Annotated in this window: 12 protein-coding genes; 2 read left to right on the top strand and 10 right to left on the bottom strand. The window is 28.7% G+C overall.

All coding sequences use genetic code 11. The features are described from left to right. Window positions 1-7: 7 nt before the first annotated feature. Both rimP and H8923_RS05335 read right to left on the bottom strand, forming a co-directional pair. Window positions 8-469, bottom strand: a complete 462-nt coding sequence (gene rimP, locus H8923_RS05340) for a ribosome maturation factor RimP (RefSeq protein ID WP_153972174.1) — start codon at window positions 467-469, stop codon at window positions 8-10. 265 nt (window positions 470-734) lie between these two features. Further along, entirely contained in the window at window positions 735-5,030 is a 4,296-nt protein-coding gene (locus H8923_RS05335; protein WP_153972175.1) for a PolC-type DNA polymerase III, read from the bottom strand. Window positions 5,031-5,268: 238 nt separating this feature from the next. Here H8923_RS05335 and H8923_RS05330 point away from each other — a divergent pair, with 238 nt between their 5' ends. After that, entirely contained in the window at window positions 5,269-5,940 is a 672-nt protein-coding gene (locus tag H8923_RS05330) for a hypothetical protein (RefSeq protein WP_153972176.1), read from the top strand. A 154-nt stretch (window positions 5,941-6,094) separates the two neighbouring features. Here H8923_RS05330 and H8923_RS05325 read toward each other — a convergent pair whose 3' ends face one another. Continuing rightward, window positions 6,095-8,728, bottom strand: coding sequence for an SH3 domain-containing protein (locus H8923_RS05325; RefSeq protein ID WP_187127854.1), 2,634 nt, complete (start codon window positions 8,726-8,728; stop codon window positions 6,095-6,097). Window positions 8,729-8,837: 109 nt separating this feature from the next. Continuing rightward, complete coding sequence (locus tag H8923_RS05320) at window positions 8,838-9,311, bottom strand: hypothetical protein (RefSeq protein WP_153924310.1); 474 nt, start codon at window positions 9,309-9,311, stop codon at window positions 8,838-8,840. Between the two features lie 374 nt (window positions 9,312-9,685). Between H8923_RS05320 and H8923_RS05315 the strand changes: the two genes are divergently transcribed. Next, the gene (locus H8923_RS05315) at window positions 9,686-10,420 is read left to right on the top strand and encodes an NAD-dependent protein deacylase (protein WP_153924307.1); all 735 of its coding nucleotides are present in this window, start codon (window positions 9,686-9,688) and stop codon (window positions 10,418-10,420) included. 148 nt (window positions 10,421-10,568) lie between these two features. On the opposite strand, the gene H8923_RS05310 is transcribed toward H8923_RS05315, so the two are convergent. The 6 genes from H8923_RS05310 to H8923_RS05285 all read right to left on the bottom strand — a co-directional run bounded on the left by H8923_RS05310 (window position 10,569) and on the right by H8923_RS05285 (window position 19,029). Continuing rightward, window positions 10,569-10,706, bottom strand: coding sequence for a hypothetical protein (locus H8923_RS05310; protein ID WP_172976679.1), 138 nt, complete (start codon window positions 10,704-10,706; stop codon window positions 10,569-10,571). Window positions 10,707-11,032: 326 nt separating this feature from the next. Beyond that, the gene (locus H8923_RS05305; RefSeq protein ID WP_153924305.1) at window positions 11,033-12,355 is read right to left on the bottom strand and encodes an aminotransferase class V-fold PLP-dependent enzyme; all 1,323 of its coding nucleotides are present in this window, start codon (window positions 12,353-12,355) and stop codon (window positions 11,033-11,035) included. A gap of 65 nt (window positions 12,356-12,420) precedes the next feature. Then, window positions 12,421-13,986: a hypothetical protein gene (locus H8923_RS05300; protein ID WP_153924302.1), complete on the bottom strand. Its 1,566-nt coding sequence runs from the start codon at window positions 13,984-13,986 to the stop codon at window positions 12,421-12,423. A 177-nt stretch (window positions 13,987-14,163) separates the two neighbouring features. Further along, the gene (locus H8923_RS05295; protein ID WP_153924299.1) at window positions 14,164-14,808 is read right to left on the bottom strand and encodes a hypothetical protein; all 645 of its coding nucleotides are present in this window, start codon (window positions 14,806-14,808) and stop codon (window positions 14,164-14,166) included. An 11-nt stretch (window positions 14,809-14,819) separates the two neighbouring features. Beyond that, the gene (locus tag H8923_RS05290; RefSeq protein ID WP_153924296.1) at window positions 14,820-15,308 is read right to left on the bottom strand and encodes a hypothetical protein; all 489 of its coding nucleotides are present in this window, start codon (window positions 15,306-15,308) and stop codon (window positions 14,820-14,822) included. 16 nt (window positions 15,309-15,324) lie between these two features. Further along, a complete protein-coding gene (locus tag H8923_RS05285; protein WP_317982812.1) occupies window positions 15,325-19,029 on the bottom strand; it encodes an AAA family ATPase in 3,705 nt (1,234 codons plus the stop codon). Window positions 19,030-19,406: the final 377 nt, after the last annotated feature.

Below are 19,406 nucleotides of genomic sequence, written 5' to 3'. Positions count from 1 at the left end.
AATTACCTTAGAACTTTATAGCAAGTCTAATAAGTGCAACATCTTTTTTATTAAACTCAACTTCTTCATTATCTATTATCACTTTTATATTTTTATCTTCTGTTAAACCTACAAGCTCTCCTTCAAGTTGCTTAGAGCCATTTAATGGTTTATATAATTTTATTTCAACATCTCTACCTTGGTATCTTACAAAATCTTTATCTTTTTTAAGTGGTCTATCAAGTCCTGGAGATGATACTTCTAAATAGTAGTTGTCCTTTATTGGATCTTTTACATCTAATATTTCGCTTAGTGCTCTACTAACTACTTCACATTCATTTAGAGATATTCCGCCTTCTTTATCTACAAATATTCTTAGATAATATTCTCCAGCTTCTTTTACGTATTCAACATCTACAAGTTCAAAGTTATTAGTATCAATTATCGGTTGAACTAACTCTTCTATTGTAGCTTCTATACTTTTTTTCATTTTTATTCCTCCTATTCAGTTGTAAGTTATAGTATTTAAAACAAAAGAGTGAGCACTGCGGTCTCACTCTTAGTTTTTGCTAAATATACTATTTTATATACTATCATATCATAGAATACTTTTCCTTGCAAATTTTTTGTGAATTAATTATTTTCTTGGTAAATAAACACTCAATAATTTTTCATGTATATCTATATATTAAAAATCCCCTAAGTTATTTATGGTATCATTTAATATCATAATTAAGTGCATGGTATTTCAAATTTTAGAATAATGAAAGCTGATTTTCATCACTCATATTTTCTAAAGATCCATGGATTGTAAGTGTCTCAATTACAGTCTTAGATATTTTAGTTCTTTTTCTTAAATCTTCTTTCGAAATGAATTCTCCCTTTTCCCTTTCTTCTTGAATATGAATAGCAGCATTCTCTCCAACACCTTGCAGGGCTATCATTGGTGGTAATAATAATCCTTTACCTGGAACTTGGAACAATTTAGCATCTGATCTATAAATATCTACAGGAAGTATTTTTATACCTCTAGCATACATTTCATAAGCAACTTCAAGTACTGTAAGCATATTCTTTTCTTTGGTAGAAGCATCATTTCCTAAGCTTTCTATTTCATGTATTCTACTTCTAATTGCATCTATTCCTTTTACTATTAAGTCTGCATCAAAATCTTCTGCCTTAGTTGAGAAGTAAGTTGCATAAAATGCCTCTGGATAATGAACTTTACAATACGCAAGTCTAAAGGACATCATAACGTAAGCAACGGCATGTGCTTTAGGGAACATGTATTTAATTTTTTGGCATGAGCCAATATACCAATCTGGAACATCATTAGCTTTCATTTCTTCAATATGTTCCGGCTTTAGTCCTTTACCTTTCCTTACGTTTTCCATTATTGTGAAGGCTGACTTTGGTTTTAGACCTTTAAAAATTAAATAGTTCATTATATCATCACGAGTTGATATAACTTCGTCTATACCAACTATTTCTTCTCTAACTAAATCTTGAGCATTGTTTAGCCAAACATCTGTACCATGAGAAAGTCCAGATATACGTACAAGAGCCGCAAATGTAGTTGGCTTTGTATCAAGAAGCATCTGTCTAACGAATTTTGTACCAAACTCTGGTATAGCTAATGAACCAATTGGACAATTTATTTCTTCTGGTGTAACACCTAATGCTTCTGTTGATGTAAATAATGACATTGTCTCTGGATCATCTAACGGAATTTCCGTTGCAACTATTCCTGTTAAGTCCTCTAGCATCCTTATCATGGTCGGAGCATCGTGACCAAGTATATCAAGTTTCAGTATTCTACCACTTATTGAATGATAGTCAAAGTGTGTAGTTATAACTCCACATGAAGTATCATTAGCAGGGTACTGTATTGGAGTAAAATCATATACATCTTTATAATGAGGAATAACCATAACTCCTCCTGGATGTTGCCCCGATGTTCTTTTAACTCCTGTACATCCATTTGCAAGTCTTAATGCCTCTGCGGTTGGAACATTTATATTATTTTCTTCTATATATTTTCTAGCATAGCCGAAAGCTGTCTTTTCAGCTACAGTACCTATAGTACCCGCTCTATAAACATAACCTTCACCGAATAGTTCTTCTGTATATTTGTGTATTACCGGCTGGTAATCACCTGAGAAGTTAAGATCTATATCTGGTTCTTTATCCCCTTCGAACCCAAGGAAAACCTCAAATGGTATATCATGTCCATCTTTTCTAAGTGGTTTACCACACTTTGGACAATCTTTATCTGGCAAATCTACCCCAGAACCATATTCACCGATTTCAAAGAAATATGAATATTTACATTCTGGATCATCACAAATATAATGTGCTGGCAATGGATTAACCTCAGTTATATCACTCATAGTTGCCGCAAATGAAGATCCAACAGACCCCCTTGATCCAACTAGATATCCATCACTTAATGACTTCGTAACTAGCTTTTGAGCTATAATATACATAACTGCGTATCCATTGCTTATTATAGAGTTAAGTTCTCTATCTAACCTATTTATAACTACATCAGGTATTGGTTTTCCATATATTCTTTCTGCCTTTGCATAGCACATCTCTCTTAGTTCTGTATCTGAACCTTCTATTACTGGAGGATAAGTATCATCAGGTATTGGTTTTATTGATTCTACCATATCTGATATTTTATTAGTATTTTCAACCACTACCTCATAAGCTAATTCTTCTCCTAAATAACTAAACTCCTCTAACATCTCATCCGTAGTTCTAAAATGTAAATAAGTCTCCTCGTCATCAAGTTTAAATCCTTGAGAGTACTTTAGTACTCTCCTTAAAACCGCATCATGCTTATCTAAGAAGTGAACATCTCCTGTTGCTACTGGTATTTTTCCAAATTTCTTAGCAACTTCAACTAATCTTTTATTTATATCTCTTAACTCTTCTGCATCATTGACTTCACCTTTATCAATCATAAACTTATTATTGTCTATAGGCATAATTTCAATATAATCATACATATCGATGATTTTTTTTAATTCTTCATCTGGAGTATTTTTCTTTACTGCTTGATAAACTACCCCAGCTTCACATGCAGAACCTATTATTATCCCTTCTTTATGCTCATTAAGAACACTTCTAAGAATTCTAGGTGATCTATAAAAATGATTTACATGAGCATCTGATACTATCTTATATAAATTCTTAAGTCCTGTGTAATTTTGAGCAATCAAAGTAATGTGATTTGTTGTTAACTTAGTATAGTCTATTTTTCCTAAAACATTATTTACATCCCTTAAAGTATTTGCTCCTTTTTTCTGTAACATATCTAAGAATTTCAGGAATATATGTGCAGTTGCTTCCGCATCATCTACTGCCCTATGGTGGTTTAATAACGCAACACCAAGCTCTTTTGCAATTATGTTAAGTCTAAACCTCTTTAAGTGGGGTAATAATATCCTCGAAAGCATTAATGTATCTATACTTTTGCTATTATAATCTAATCCTTGTTCTCTACACTTTTGTGATATGAACCCTGTATCAAACTCTGCATTGTGAGCCACAAGCACACTATCCCCTATAAATTCCATAAATTTAGGAAGTATTTCTTCTATTGTCGGCTTATCTCTAACCATGTCATTAGTTATACCTGTTAACTCTTGTATTTTATAAGAAATATCTTTTTGTGGATTTATAAGCTCACTAAATCTATCTACTATCTTAAAGTTCTCTATCTTTACTGCACCAATCTCAGTTATTTTATCATTAACATTAGAGAAACCTGTTGTTTCTATATCGAAGACTACAAAACTCTGAGACAACTCTTTATCATTAGGGTCATTTATTATTAAAGCATCATCTTCTACTAAATATCCTTCAACTCCATATAGTACCTTAATTCCATTAGCCTTAGCAGCTCCCATTGCATCTGGAAATGCCTGTACTATACCATGATCTGTTATAGCTATGGCCTTATGACCCCACTTCGCTGCTCTTTCAACTAACTTTTTAACATTACAAACAGCATCCATCGAAGACATCTGTGTGTGAGCATGCAACTCTACTCTTTTATTTTCACTTAAGTCTTGCCTTTCTACTTTTACTTCTTTTCTAATCCCACTTATAGTCATACTTATTTCTCTTTGATAAGTATCGTAAATTATATCTCCTTTAATCTTTAAATAAGATCCTTTTTTAATTTCATTTAAAACTCCATCTTTATTTACATCATTTAAAAATAACTTACAACTAATAGAACTTGTATAGTCAGTTACTGCTAGTATTAATAATATCTTTCCATTTCTAAGTTCTTTAGTTTCAATATCAAAAACTTCACCAATTATACCAGTAGTCCCTGAGTTTACATTTAACTTAGATACTTGTTCAACTATTACATTTACATTTTCTCCATATATTAAATGCTCATCAACTTCAGGCCTTATAACATAACCTTCTTCTTCAACCTCTTTTTCTTCAACTTTTCCAAAGTCTAAAGCTTTAATTTTCTCTTCTATCTCTTTATCTGTTCTCTCTATTATTTTACTTATGCTAATATTTTCATCTATAGCTCTTTCTAAGGTTATATTTATATCGATTCCTAATTCTTCAATTAATGCTGTCTTAAGTACATGATTAAAATTTTTTCTCATTAACTTCTCATAGAAAAGATCCTTAGGTAGCTTAATTTTTAACACATCATCTAAGCACATATACTCAACTTTTTTGTACCAACCTTCTATGGCAGGACATAAACTTTTTAAAATATAAAGTATATTATTCCAGTATCTTTTTATAATATCTTTATTAGTTTTTCTATCTAAACCAGTGTATCTAACCTTTATTCTTATATCTTTAAAGTAATCTAATGTATATAAAAGTTCATCTCTAAACTTATCTAATAATTCATAAGATACTATGTCTTTTGATGTTAAATAAAAATATACTATTTTATCCTCTTTAAAATAAACAACTTTTTGAATATAAACTTCTTTTAGTTGCTTTGTTAATATTGCATTGTTTATCTCTAATTTATCTAAATAGTCTTTTACAGAATCCATAGCTATCTCCTTTCTTAGATTTACTATTATATCACAGATAAGGTCATAGATTAACTATTAATAAATCTTACCATTTAAATATTACCCCTTAACGCTAAGAATTACGCATTGACACATATAGAAATATTTAAATTATTAATAAAATTTACAGATTTAATTTGGATTAGCTACAAATTAGATTTTTTTAATATTATGTAATATAAAGAAAAATACACTTCTAAAAAAGGGCGGTGTTAAAATGAATGGTGACGATATTCTTGATTTTAGAAAGATAGTAATCTGCTTTTCTGAATTAGGAGAAAAGAAGCTTCTAAAGAAAACTATTAAAGAACTTCATACAAATAAAAGAGTACATCTTTACTATTCCCATTCAGGGAATATTCCTATATGTGCACTGCCTAAGCTTAAACTTGTATTGGCTTCTAGGCACGGTTTTTTATCTTTTTGTTTTAATTTTTTTTCATTCATTAAATTGTCTAATAGCAATATAGCTATAACTCCCTCCACCATAAGGACAATTGCAAAATGTGTACTTTCTCATGAAGTAGGTCATATTCTAGATCCTAATATTTCCACTGCAAAATATGAATATGCTGATATATTATCTAATATAGTTGATAAGTTAATTGAATATAATATAGATGTTACCAATGCTGATTTTCATAAAGGTAATTTACCATCTGATTTAGAGATATCTGTTGTAGATTTGAAGAAAAATTTAATAAATAGAGAATCTAAGGCTTGGGATATAGGTAAAACGATTATAGACCTAGATAATGAAAATGAGAAAATTATTTTTAATAAAGTAAGGGAATATGCTTTAGCTACTTATAACTACGGAAATTTAAAAAGCATAGTCAAAGAACATAATATAGATGTATTCTTTAAGTATAAGAGGTACCTTGCTTAACTGAGAATATGCATTGTTTTTATCAATGTATATTAATTATTTAACACATTTGTTAAAAATAAGGCCAAAAGTCATTCTGACCTTATTTTTAACTTTTTAATATTTTTATTACTAATTATATCTTTTACACAGTGATCTATATTCTATCAAATCTTTATTTGTATACTAGCCTCTCATATACTAACTTACTTTGGTTGTCATAGTAACCAATTAAATTATTCATTACAGAAGCTATTCCATTACACCAATTTATATCTGTTGCATATTGATGTGATCCATAATTCCATTTCATTTTATATACTGTATTTTGCTTGTATGAACTATGTTTAATGTAATTTGTCGCTATCCAATTAGCCGAACCTTCTATAGTAGCATCTACGCTTGTCCAACCATATTTATAAGCAGTCTCTGCTCCTGATAGATTTGCAGTACCATCATATGCACCTATTCCAAAAAAGTTATATACAGTAACTGGTTTACTAAGTGCTTGACCTTTATATGAAGTTAATGTCTGACCTTTAGCTAAAGTTGAGCTTCCATAACCAGTTTCCCACATACAATGAGCTACAAAATATGCGACATCTATATCATACTTCTTCGCTGCATCTATAAATTGTTGTCCTTTATTATAAAATACATTACTTGATGATACCTTACTATTTAAGAATTTATTTAATTCATTAGCTGTAATTCCATCTGTATATCTATCAATTCTCAAGAATTGTAACTTACCATAAGAACTTGATGAAATCACTTTGCTAGGATTTAATTTTTCTTCTATTTGGCTTCTTGTTGCTTTACTTCCATTTGCTCTATTATATCCAGACTCAGATACAGAAACTTGTTTTGATAAATGCTGTTCGAAAGTATATCCTAAAATTAAATCGCTAACAGTACCCTGACCAAATGCTCCTGCATCTATATCTGTTGAACTACTGCCTATATTACCAGAATCCGAACTAACTTCACTTAAATATTGACTAGATACATACGCTTCTTTATCATTATATAATATCTTTGACCATCCATTACTCTCTGATATTACACCTACCTTTGTACCTTTTGATAGCGTTCCTATTTTCGAGTGTGATGTTGATGGACCACTTCTTACATTTAATGAATCCGTATTTACTTCTTTTGTTTCTTTTACTGTATTACTACTTGTATTATCATCTGTTGAACCTGATGATATCTTGCTTAAATACTGACTAGATACATACGCTTCTTTATCATTATATAATACCTTTGACCATCCATTACTCTCTGATATTACACCTACCTTTGTACCTTTTGATAGCGTTCCTATTTTCGAGTGTGATGTTGATGGACCACTTCTTACATTTAATGAATCCGTATTTACTTCTTTTGTTTCTTTTACTGTATTACTACTTGTATTATCATCTGTTGAACCTGATGATATCTTGCTTAAATACTGACTAGATACATACGCTTCTTTATCATTATATAATACCTTTGACCATCCATTACTCTCTGATATTACACCTACCTTTGTACCTTTTGATAGCGTTCCTATTTTCGAGTGTGATGTTGATGGACCACTTCTTACATTTAATGAATCCGTATTTACTTCTTTTGTTTCTTTTACTGTATTACTACTTGTATTATCATCTGTTGAACCTGATGATATCTTGCTTAAATACTGGCTTGATACATATGCTTCTTTATTATTATATAATATTTTTGACCATCCATTACTCTCTGATATTACACTTACCTTTGTACCCTTTGATAACGTTCCTATTTTCGAATGTGATGTTGATGGACCACGTCTTACATTTAGTGAATCCGTATTTACTTCTTTTGTTTCTTTTACTGTATTACTACTTGTATTATCACCTGTTGAACCTGATGATATCTTGCTTAAATACTGGCTTGATACATATGCTTCTTTATTATTATATAATATTTTTGACCATCCATTACTCTCTGATATTACACTTACCTTTGTACCCTTTGATAGCGTTCCTATTTTCGAATGTGATGTTGATGGACCACGTCTTACATTTAGTGAATCCGTATTTACTTCTTTTGTTTCCTTTACTGTATTATTACTTGAATTGTTATTTGAATTATCCGAACTTGAAGATCCACTATTTAAATATCTACTAGATACATAACATTCTTTGTTATTATATAGTATTTTTGACCAACCATTACTTTCCGATATTACAGAAACCTTAGTTCCTTTACTTAGTTTACCAACTATAGTGTTGCTTGTTGATGGCCCACTTCTTACATTTAATGAATCTGTATTTACTATTTTAGTAGTTGTATTTGTATATGATGGTTTTATATTATCTAAATACGTACTATAAACATATCCTAATCTACCATCATATTTAATTTTACTCCATCCATTACTTTCAGATATAACGTCTACTTTAGTACCTTTGTTAAGAGTAGTTATTACTCTATAACTAGTACCTGCTCCACTTCTCATATTTAACCCGTTTGTATTAACTTCTTTTTGATCATATGAAGATGATCTACTTACAGTTTCCGAACTTTCTGATATAGATACGTACTTAGATGAAACCCATCCTTCTTTATCTTCGCTATTCTTTACTTTATACCATCCATTTGATGTATCCGTTACCGTAACTTTATCATTTTTCTTTACCATATATAAAACTTCAAAATTAGATCCTGCACCACTTCTAACATTTAAAGTTTCTGATGTGATTATTCCTAATAGCTCTGCTTCATTTGCATGAGAAACAGAAAATGGTACCATTGCTAACGCTGTTAATGCAATTCCTTTTCTCAAACATTCTCCCTCATTTCTAATTTGTAAATTACTCTTTAGTATAGTTATCATTATAATATAATATTAATTATCGGTAAACATTTCCAGTAACTTTAGGTGAATTTATTTTTCATTTGAAATACGTTTTATTTAAATTTTCAGCACAGATTATACTATAAGGAGTTTTTTCAAATCCAGTTTCTGACTTAAATATATTTACTATATTTTTCCCACTTGCTATATACTTTTCATGATTCGAATACATTATCGGGTACTCTAAATATGAAATAAAGTACTCCATATCCTTCCCTGTACATCTTTTCCAGTATCCTTCCCATTTAGTATTAGTTATATAGTCATAAGGATTAAGAATTTTTCCATTTATTATAAAATATTTAATAGGGTCTGGTAATTCTTTAGAGTTATTTTTAAATTCCATATCTAATCTGCAAAATTCTATCACATAAGGAGTTAAAATCTTACTAATTTCCATCATTTTAGCCTCTAAATAATCTAATTTATTCATTTTTTTGCTAGATACTCTTTTTTTATATTCTCTAGCATATATTTCGAACATACGATAATCGCCTTCTCTAATATTCATAAATACACTTCCCCTTAATCTAACTTTAAGTTACTATATTTTACCTTTGCCTACTAATTACCTTTTTTTACTTATAAAATTTACAAAAAAGTTTTCATAAGAATCATTATCTTTATATTTCTTACTACATAATGAATTTATATCTGAACTTATATATTTATGAAAGCTAGGAAATCTTTAAATTCTACAACTTTTATACAGTTATTAAAATCTATATTTATATAATACCTACCCGAAGCATATACTCCATTTTATATATGTTGATTTACAAATATCTTCTATTCTATTTAATGTAGTTAAATTCTTATAAGATAAACCGGTTATGATATAATTATAAATGCTAACATAAATTTATAAATAAAAGGTGATGTAATATGAGTATAGAAAAATTAGTAGAAATTATTAAAAGTAGTGATAACATAGTTTTCTTTGGAGGTGCTGGAGTATCTACCGAGTCTAATATACCTGACTTTCGAAGTTCATCTGGTTTATTTAGTCAAAAACTAAATAAAAACTTTGCACCAGAACAATTAGTATCTCATACATTTTACTCAATATATCCAGAAGATTTTTTTAAGTTTTACAAAGACAAATTAATTTATACTGATGCTAAACCAAATAAAGCCCATTTATCTTTAGCTAAACTTGAAACAATGGGGAAATTAAAAGCTGTAATAACTCAAAATATTGATGGACTTCATCAAATGGCTGGTAGCAAAAATGTATTGGAGCTACATGGATCTATACATAGGAACTATTGTACAAAATGTAATACCTTTTTCGATTTAAATGAAATGTTAAACTTAGATGGAGTAATTCCATATTGTAATAAATGTGGAGGAATTGTTAGGCCTGATGTTGTCCTTTATGAAGAAGGCTTAGACAATGATGTTATTTCTAAAACAATTGATGCTATAAGTTCTGCAGACTTATTAATAATAGGTGGCACCTCTTTAGTTGTATATCCTGCCGCTAGTTTCATAAATTATTTCAAAGGCAATAATATCATCTTAATAAACAATAGCAAAACACCTTACGATTCTAAAGCTGACTTAGTTATTAATGAATCAATTGGTAAGGTTTTAGATGAAGTAATAAAGTTTCTATAAAATTTCAATTTAAAAGGAGCTTTCTTAAAAATAATTGATTTTTTAAGAAAGCTCCTTTTTATAATATAATTCATTATTTAAAGCTCCTTTATATTATTTATATGTAGCTTTAATTTAAATTTCTTTACAGCTTAAAAATTTTGTCTATCTACTTTTTTATATTTTCATATTCTTCTCTATATACTTTAACCGCTTCTGTCCAAGCTTCTTCTTCGCTTATACCTTTTTCTCTAGCTATGCTTTGAACTACTTCGCTTAATTTTATAGCTGATTCTATTATACTCATAAAAACCTACACCTTTCTACTGATGTATTCACATTTAAATACTACAAAACTATACTCTCTTTTTATATTACTATTCCAAATAACTCCTAAGAATAATAATATTCTCTATTGTTTCTTTATTTTTATTTATTTTATGACAAAATTAATATCTATATACATACATTTTATTTATTTTGTGATAATTATTATAAATTAAATATATTTACTTGACTTGATAGGTATAGGGCCTATACATTTTATATAAAAAGCAAAAGTTAAAATCCTACCAATTTGATATTAAGTAAAGGGTAGTCACTAAACGTAACTACCCTACTTTTATCTATATTCTAAAACTTCACTCTTCCAATAGCTTTTCTTGATCTACGAAGAGAACTTCTTCTACTTGCAATATACTCTAAATAATTTAAGAAAATATCAGCTTCTTCAACTGTATTATAAAGACCAAGACTTGCTCTTATCATTCCATAATAATGTTCTCCTGAAACTATATCTCTATACGCATCGCAACCGCTTACTCCCAATAATCTATATACATAAGGATGTGCACAGAACTTACCACATCTTAAAGATATTCCTTTTTCAGTAGCCATTTTTATAGATACTTCTTCATAATTTTTATCTTTTATATTAAAAGCTATTACCCCTAATCTATCATCTGTATAATTTGTATCTCCATATAAAGTTACATTATTTATATTTTTCATGTTATTTATCAGATAATTTTTAAGATTCGCTTCATGATCTTGTATATTTTCAAAACCAATATTTTGTAGCTCATTTAAAGCTTGTGCCATTGCTATTACTCCGAAGAAATTCTGAGTTCCAGCCTCATATCTTTCCGGTACGCTCGACCAAATTACAGTATCGTCAAATACGCCTGCTACACATCCTCCTCCAGACAAGAAAGGATCATACTCATTTAAATACTCTTTCTTTCCAACCACTGCACCACTTCCAAAAGGTGCATAAGCCTTATGGGCCGAAAAAGTAATAAAATCTATCTCTTCCTCCTCACAACTTCCACTCATATCAATCTTTGTATGTGCTATTAATTGAGCTCCATCTACAATTATCAACGCATTATATTTATGTGCAAGTCTTGCAATATCATGTATTGGAGTAATATATCCAGTTACATTTGATGCCCCCGTCACAGTCACAACTTTAATTTTGCCCTTTGCTTTTATTAACTCTTTTTCTATATCATCTATATTTATTCTACCTAATTCATCTACATCTACATAAACCATTTTTCCTGCATTCCTAAAGGGTAAGTCATTTGCATGATGTTCCATTCTAGTTGTAAGAATCATATCATCTTTATTTTTTATTAGCACATTTGCTAATAGGTTTAAACCTTCTGTATCAGACTTTGTATATACTACAGTGTGACTTTGTGAACTACCAAGACCAAAGAAGTTAAGTATAATTTTTCTAGCTTGACCAAACATCGTAGTACAGTACTCACCTTTAATTCCTACTCCTCTAGCAATAGGGCCATAGTTTTTTATATTATCAGAAATTATTTTCGTTACACTTTTTAATGGTGGTGTTGTAGCTCCATTATCAAAATTAATTGGAGTTATATAAGTTCCATCTACTAGCTTAATTTGATCATCTATTCCATCATATAAATACCTATAGTTCATAGAATCCCCTCCTATCATCCATAATGTATTTATATTCTTGAAATCTGAAATCATTCTATTTATATTTATTCTATAAGCTTAAAATACTTTAAATCTACTATCTCATCTTCATTATAATAAGGTTCTGATTTATTAAAATATTGATTTCTTAACATTCTTACTACAAAAGTTCCTTTACTAGATGAATAAACTCTACACTCCTGCCCATAACCTTCATTAACTAATACTCTTTCTTCAACCACATCCGAAGGTAATACTTGACTTATTAAATACATCGCTGTTTCCTTTTGAATAGTTATATCATTTAAATGACTATCATAAGAATATGGATATAAAATTTGTCCATATCTTTTATCACCTACTATTTGTCTTGCAACCATGCCTTCATAATGTTCAAAAGTATTAAAAGTAGACTCTACATAGTACTCATTAGGTTCAATAATTTTATACTCTAATATATCTTTATTTGTATTTTGATATAAGTCTAAAATTTCTTGCCCACTAAGAACTATATCTGGGTCATTTATATATTCTTCATAGCTATTATTTTTATTATTATTTTCATAGTAATCATTTTCACTATTAAAAGTTTCTTTATTTCCAAAATTAAACTCTTCGTATTTACCTGAATCTAATAAGCTGGATTTTATTACCATACTTGTTACAATTGCTAAGAATATAAATAAAGAAAAGTAAGTACTTCCAAGTTTTTTTCTTGGCTTATTGACAATATTATTTATTAATAAGCATCTTTTACTAAACATTCCATATACTACTTCTACTTTATCCATTTCGCAAATATTGAAAAGTTGATTTACGCTAAACTTCATTTCAGTTTTATTTTCGTAATCTGTCACAACAATACTATATGTATGATTTACTTTGCTACTACTCTCAACAGCTGATGTACATATTCCCGTAGTTTTTGTGTAAAGACTAAACAAATCTTCTACTACTGAGGCTATATTCATTATTAAAATATATCCCATAAAAAGTCGTATCGGTAATACATTTGGAACAATAAAAATTATTGAAATAATAATTGTAGGTATATATTCAAGTATATGCATATATCTATGCTTTGAATTTACTTTTACATATCCATTAAACTTACGCTTTCTTCTCCATTTATGAGTATCTTCATGGATATCTTCGCTATTTATATGTTTATACCATTGCATTTGCCTATTATACATATAAGACATAAAATGCCCCTTTTTTGTGTAATAAATTAGTACACTATCTATTATTAAAAATATAGTTGTATAAAAACTATCTTCATCCTTAGAAACTACAATTACATAAGTTCCTAGAATAATAGTTAATACTACTAATATCTTATATATAATTAACTTCTGATTAATTTTATTTTCTATATTATCATCTTCATATGTAATAATTTCATCAATATTTGATTTTATAATGTAGAAAAATATGGCAAAGAATGTAATAAAAAATAGTGCACTCCCTTTACCTACTTCTGTTGTATAATTCATTTCTTCAAATATTTGTATTATAAAATTATTACTTCCTAATAATCCTAGTTGTACTGATTTATCTAACATTACTACAAGAAATATTACATATATAGCGTATAACATACCTAGTCCAGAACGAAATTTTTCTTTCATATTGTCCCCTCCCTATGACTTATTTTATCGTTTTTATTGACTTGTATCAAATATATTATTCAATAAATGTACTATAGGAAGATGTTTGCTACATCTTAGCAAATATCTTAATAAAAAAGCCATATTGATTCATCAATATGGCTAAAAAAATCTTTAGTGTATTTTATAAGAATATAGCTATTTACTTATAATTGTATAAGTATTCATCATATTTAATGGTACTGTATTTAAATATGTTTCTCCCGTTTTATTAAAAAATACAGCGTATGTAATACCATTATTACTACCATCTCTTACACCTTGTACTTGAATCACCGCTTTATCTGGAACACTTATCTTTACTGGCTTATGTCTAATTGAAAAAGGTGCTCCTTGCGCTACTCCATCTATAAATACTTGAACATAATCATTATCCTCTACTTCTGAAAAATTCCAAATTGATATTTCTATATTTCCAAATCCCTTTGTAATTTCTAGCAAAGCATCTTTGGCTTCAAGCTTTAATGAATCTTTACTTAATATGTCTCCAGCATTTACACCTTCTATAGTTCCCGATGCTAAATTATTTCTATAATCTGTATTTGGTAGGCTACCAGACATAAAAAGTGTGACTAAACATAATACACCTATAAATAGTCGGAATTTCTTCATAGAAGTATTTATATATTCATCTTTTTCTTCATCTTCTTTAAATTCTTTAAATGCTCCTTCATTTATATCTAATTTATCTAAATTTATATTTTCATATTCTACATCCTCATATATTTTAATATCATCTAGATCATTAAAATTAGTTGATTCGTTTTCTTTAAGTTTCTTCATCATAATCTCCATTAACTAAGTTCTTCATTATAATTTTGCATTTTTTCCGTGCTTTCTAACATAATTTTTGAAAGAGGTTTCTTTCTATAGTATATGGATACAAATAATCTCCAAAGTACAAGTGATAATATAAACATTCCTATTCCAAACATTTTTCTACCTGGTGTTAGTACTATATGGCTCCAATTCAATACTTCCACTCCTATACCTGTAAATATACCCGATATTATCAAATATTTAAGAGTTTCAAATAACGATGGAAAAATAATATATATTCTTCTCAACGCTCTGAATCTTAATGATATATACATAAGCAGCGATATTGCCATAATTAAGTCAATGTAATCACCGTAAACCGTGTACCCTGTGCTTATTATCGTAAAAGCATCTATTATATTCATAATCGGGAAAAAGATGGCTACAAGTACCAATATAGGCATACAAGTTACTCCGTAAGCTATCGTTATTAAGTTGCTTATTACCTTAGATATAGATTTCATACTTCTCACCTCTTTCCTACAAGTTAACCTTAGATACATCGCATTCCTCAATAGTAATAAGATGCTCTTTAGTCATGTTATCAATTTTTTCAAGTCTTACAGCTTGATTTCTTACCGATTTTTCTAATATATTTCTGACATATCTACCATTGCCAAAATCAGGAACTTTGCAAGCTTCTTTAAATATATCTCTCATTTTTAATTTAGCTTCTTTAGTTATTTCATATCCTTTACTCTTGAATAAATTATCTGCAATAGTTAATAAATCATCAGCTGAATAATCTTTAAATTCTATAATATTAGCAAATCTAGACTTCAATCCTGGGTTAGCCTCTAAAAATCTATCCATATCTTCACTATAACCGGCTAATATAACTACTAAATTATCTCTATTGTCATCCATTCCTTTTACTAAAGTATCTATAGCTTCTTTTCCAAACCCATTTTGACTTCCTGCATCTTGAGCTAAAGCATAAGCCTCATCTATAAACAGTATTCCTCCAAGTGCTGATTCTAACTTTTCTTTAGTTTTTATAGCTGTTTGTCCTACATATCCAGCTACTAAACCACTTCTATCAGTTTCAACAAATGTATTACTGTTAAGCACTCCTATGTTATATAAAACCTCTCCAATTATTCTTGCCATTGTAGTTTTACCTGTTCCTGGGTTTCCTTTAAAAATCATATGAAGGGTTTGTGACTCATCTACTGGCAATCCTAAGGATTTCCTTTGTTCTTTTATTTTAAGTTGCGCTTGAAGACTTTTTATAAATTCTTTAACTTCATTAAGACCAACAACTTCATTTAACTTCTCATCTAAATTGAAATTTTCTTGTGATTTAACATAAATTCCAAAGTCTTCTTCTATTAATAAAACTGCCGAATTTTCATCAATTGTATCCATATCTGCAATTCTTGAGGATTGCTCTCTAATTGCTTTTTCTATTATATTTCTTACCATTCTTCCATTTCCAGATTGCGCTCCACTTTTTTGTTTTTCTTTTTTTATAGCATCTTCAAGCTCATCTTCTGAATTTCCTGCTAAAATAAACCCTTTACTTTTTATCATTGTTTTCCCTATTTCTACTAACTCATTTATATCATAGTCTTTAAAGTTTATACTTAAAGGGAATCTAGATCTTAATCCTGAATTCGTATTTAAGAATTCTTTCATTTCTTTGTCATAACCGGCCATTATTACAACTATATCTTCTCTAAAATCTTCTATAAGCTTAACTAAGGTATCTACAGCTTCTTTTCCTAAAGGATCATTTTCAGAAGACATTAATGCATAAGCTTCATCTATGAATAATACTCCTCCTAAAGCTGATTGGAATATTTCTGTCACCTTTTTAGTAGTTTCACCTGCATACTGTCCTACAAGAGAGGTTCTATCAGTTTCTATAACTTGACCAGATTTTAATATTCCCATGTTCTTCATTAGGTTACCTATAAGTCTTGCAACAGTAGTCTTACCTGTACCTGGGTTTCCAGTAAATATCATATTAAGAGATTGAGATGACTTAACACTTACCCCAACTTGCTTTCTCTTTTCTTTCGCTATTAGTTGTTTTTCTAAATCTCTTACAAATTCTTTTACCTCATCTAGTCCAACCACCTTACTTAGCTCTTTTTCTAGACTAAACACTTCTTTCTTATCTAAGCCAAAATCCCTTATTGTTAGTTTATTTATTTCATCTTTATTCAAGTCTTTTTCATCTAACTTAGCTAATCTATTTGATTGATTTGCAATAGCTTTTTCTATTATATTTCTTGCTAATCTACCGTTACCGCTATCATTCTTACCTTTTATTTGCTTACCCTCAAATAATTCTAGTAAGTTATCATCTATGTTCTCATCTATTAAGTATCCATTTGATTTTGCTATTACCTTAGATATTTCTAATAATTCATTAGATGTGTAATCCTCAAATTCAACATTGTAGTTAAATCTAGACTTAAGTCCACTATTAGTCTTTAAGAAGTCTTCCATTTCCTTAGTGTACCCTGCTAGTATAACTACTAAGTTATCTCTATTATCTTCTACTGCTTTTACAATAGTATCTACTGCTTCTATTCCAAAAATATCATTTTCATCTCTAGCTATAGCGTAAGCCTCGTCTATAAATAAAATTCCACCCATAGCAGAATTTACTTTATTCATGGTTTTTTGCGCAGTTTCTCCTACATATTGACCAACTAAATCATTTCTAGAAACTTCTACTAAATGGCCACTAGATAAATATCCAAGTGCTTTTAAATATTTAGCCATTATTCTAGCCATAGTAGTCTTACCTGTACCAGGATTTCCTGTAAATATCATATGTAATGATAACTTAGCTTCTTTTGAACCTTTATTTCTTCTTATGCTCTGAACCCTTATATTATCTTCTAATTTCTTTATAAATTCCTTTACAATACTCAAGCCTATTATGTTATCTAGTTCTTTATTTAACTCATCTAGATTATCTGACTCAACAGCTTTTAATACAGATGATAGCTCTATATTATACACTTCATTAACTAATACTACAGTATCATTTTCTTCTTTCAGTTCATATGTATGTTCATTATTTATTTTTCCTGTTAATTCTAACTCAACTAAAGGATAATATATATTTTTTTCAACATATTCACTTAAACCATGAGCACCTATGTTCTTATCATAGTTTTTAAGTACACATTCTAAAACTTCATTATCAAAGTTAATATCTAAATTTAAATTATCATTTATCTTTGTTTTGTAATCATTTAATATGAACTTACATATTATAGTTAAACTTTCTTTAGTAAGTTCCACTGTACTTATGATATCGTATACTTTTTTCATGAAATCATTTGAAAATGTATTTCTAATACTTTCTTCGCTTTTTTCAGTTATGAAAACTAAGTACTTTCCATTTGCAAGTATTTCATCAGTAGTATTTAAAGTTAAACTACCTTGTCCTGTAACATCTACCATCTGACCTAACTGCTCTCTATACCTTCTATTTAATTTAAGCTTTTCATCTATTACTAGCTTACTAAGTAAATCTAAAGCACTCTGGTGACATTTATCAAAATTATCAAATACAACTACACTTTCACTTCCATAAAGTGCATTATAAATATCTGTTAAGAATAAGTTTTCAGCATCTTTTTCAAGTTTGTATTTTGAAAGATCTATTTGATACACACCGTTACCTTTTATTAGCTTTTGTTCTTTTAAAAATCTAGTTATAGCTTTTACTGATAAATGTTTACCAGAACCTTTAGGACCTGTTATGAATATAGTGTTGCTTATACCATCCTTTTTCCCATATACAAATGGTCTTTTAAAAGCAATAGTTAGTTTAGGTAAATATTCTTTTTGGCCAAGTACATAATCTGAAAGAGTACTTTCTACTCTATCAAATGCTTGATCTAGCGCTTGTTTTTGTACATTGTTATTTGCTTTAGCATAATTGTTAGTTATTAACTTATCTGAATTAATATCATTTGATTTTATAGATATATTTTGAACTGATCGCTCAGTTGAATTTATATTAGAATTAATCTTTTTACCTATATCTCTTTTAGTATTTGTAATAGTATTATTTAATACTTTTTTATTCTTTTTAAAGTGTTCTTTATTTATCACTCCATTTTCTTTTATGTGATCTAGTACTTGAATTTCTGGAAGTAAAATTCTTACTAGCTTAGATATTGGCAATGATTCGCCTTTTGTTTTAGATTTTGACACTTAACTTCCCCCTCAATATAATTTTACTTAGAGTTATGGATATATTTTATCATAAAATGATATTAATTTGTTTTTTTATAATGAAATACTTAATGGAAATTTACTTTTCAGTTTATATTTTATATAAATGTTTATGTTCAATAATAAGCAAAAAAATAGTAGTAAATTATTACCACTATTTTTTTACTTCCCTATTTAAATATCAGTCATATCTAATTATAAATTTTATATGACTCTAATTCCGTACAATTATATCCCCCATAATTATCATATATAATTTTAAATATAAAAACTCTTAATAACCCCTTTAAAGCCTTTTCCCACTACTTACTTTAACATACTTAGTAATAAATTCAATATTTTTTGCAAAACAGGTC

It is taken from the genome of Romboutsia faecis, assembly GCF_014323405.1.
Taxonomy (GTDB): Bacteria; Bacillota; Clostridia; order Peptostreptococcales; family Peptostreptococcaceae; genus Romboutsia_E; species Romboutsia_E faecis.
This window is presented reverse-complemented; position numbering and strand designations above follow the sequence as displayed.

Coding starts and splice junctions, on each gene's coding strand:
- H8923_RS05305 (WP_153924305.1), bottom strand. CDS start 12,355: ATGAACTATAGGTATTTATATGATGGAATAGATGATCAAATTAAGCTA.
- H8923_RS05295 (WP_153924299.1), bottom strand. CDS start 14,808: ATGAAGAAACTTAAAGAAAACGAATCAACTAATTTTAATGATCTAGAT.
- H8923_RS05330 (WP_153972176.1), top strand. CDS start 5,269: ATGAATGGTGACGATATTCTTGATTTTAGAAAGATAGTAATCTGCTTT.
- H8923_RS05310 (WP_172976679.1), bottom strand. CDS start 10,706: ATGAGTATAATAGAATCAGCTATAAAATTAAGCGAAGTAGTTCAAAGC.
- H8923_RS05315 (WP_153924307.1), top strand. CDS start 9,686: ATGAGTATAGAAAAATTAGTAGAAATTATTAAAAGTAGTGATAACATA.
- H8923_RS05290 (WP_153924296.1), bottom strand. CDS start 15,308: ATGAAATCTATATCTAAGGTAATAAGCAACTTAATAACGATAGCTTAC.
- H8923_RS05320 (WP_153924310.1), bottom strand. CDS start 9,311: ATGAATATTAGAGAAGGCGATTATCGTATGTTCGAAATATATGCTAGA.
- H8923_RS05335 (WP_153972175.1), bottom strand. CDS start 5,030: ATGGATTCTGTAAAAGACTATTTAGATAAATTAGAGATAAACAATGCA.
- rimP (WP_153972174.1), bottom strand. CDS start 469: ATGAAAAAAAGTATAGAAGCTACAATAGAAGAGTTAGTTCAACCGATA.
- H8923_RS05300 (WP_153924302.1), bottom strand. CDS start 13,986: ATGAAAGAAAAATTTCGTTCTGGACTAGGTATGTTATACGCTATATAT.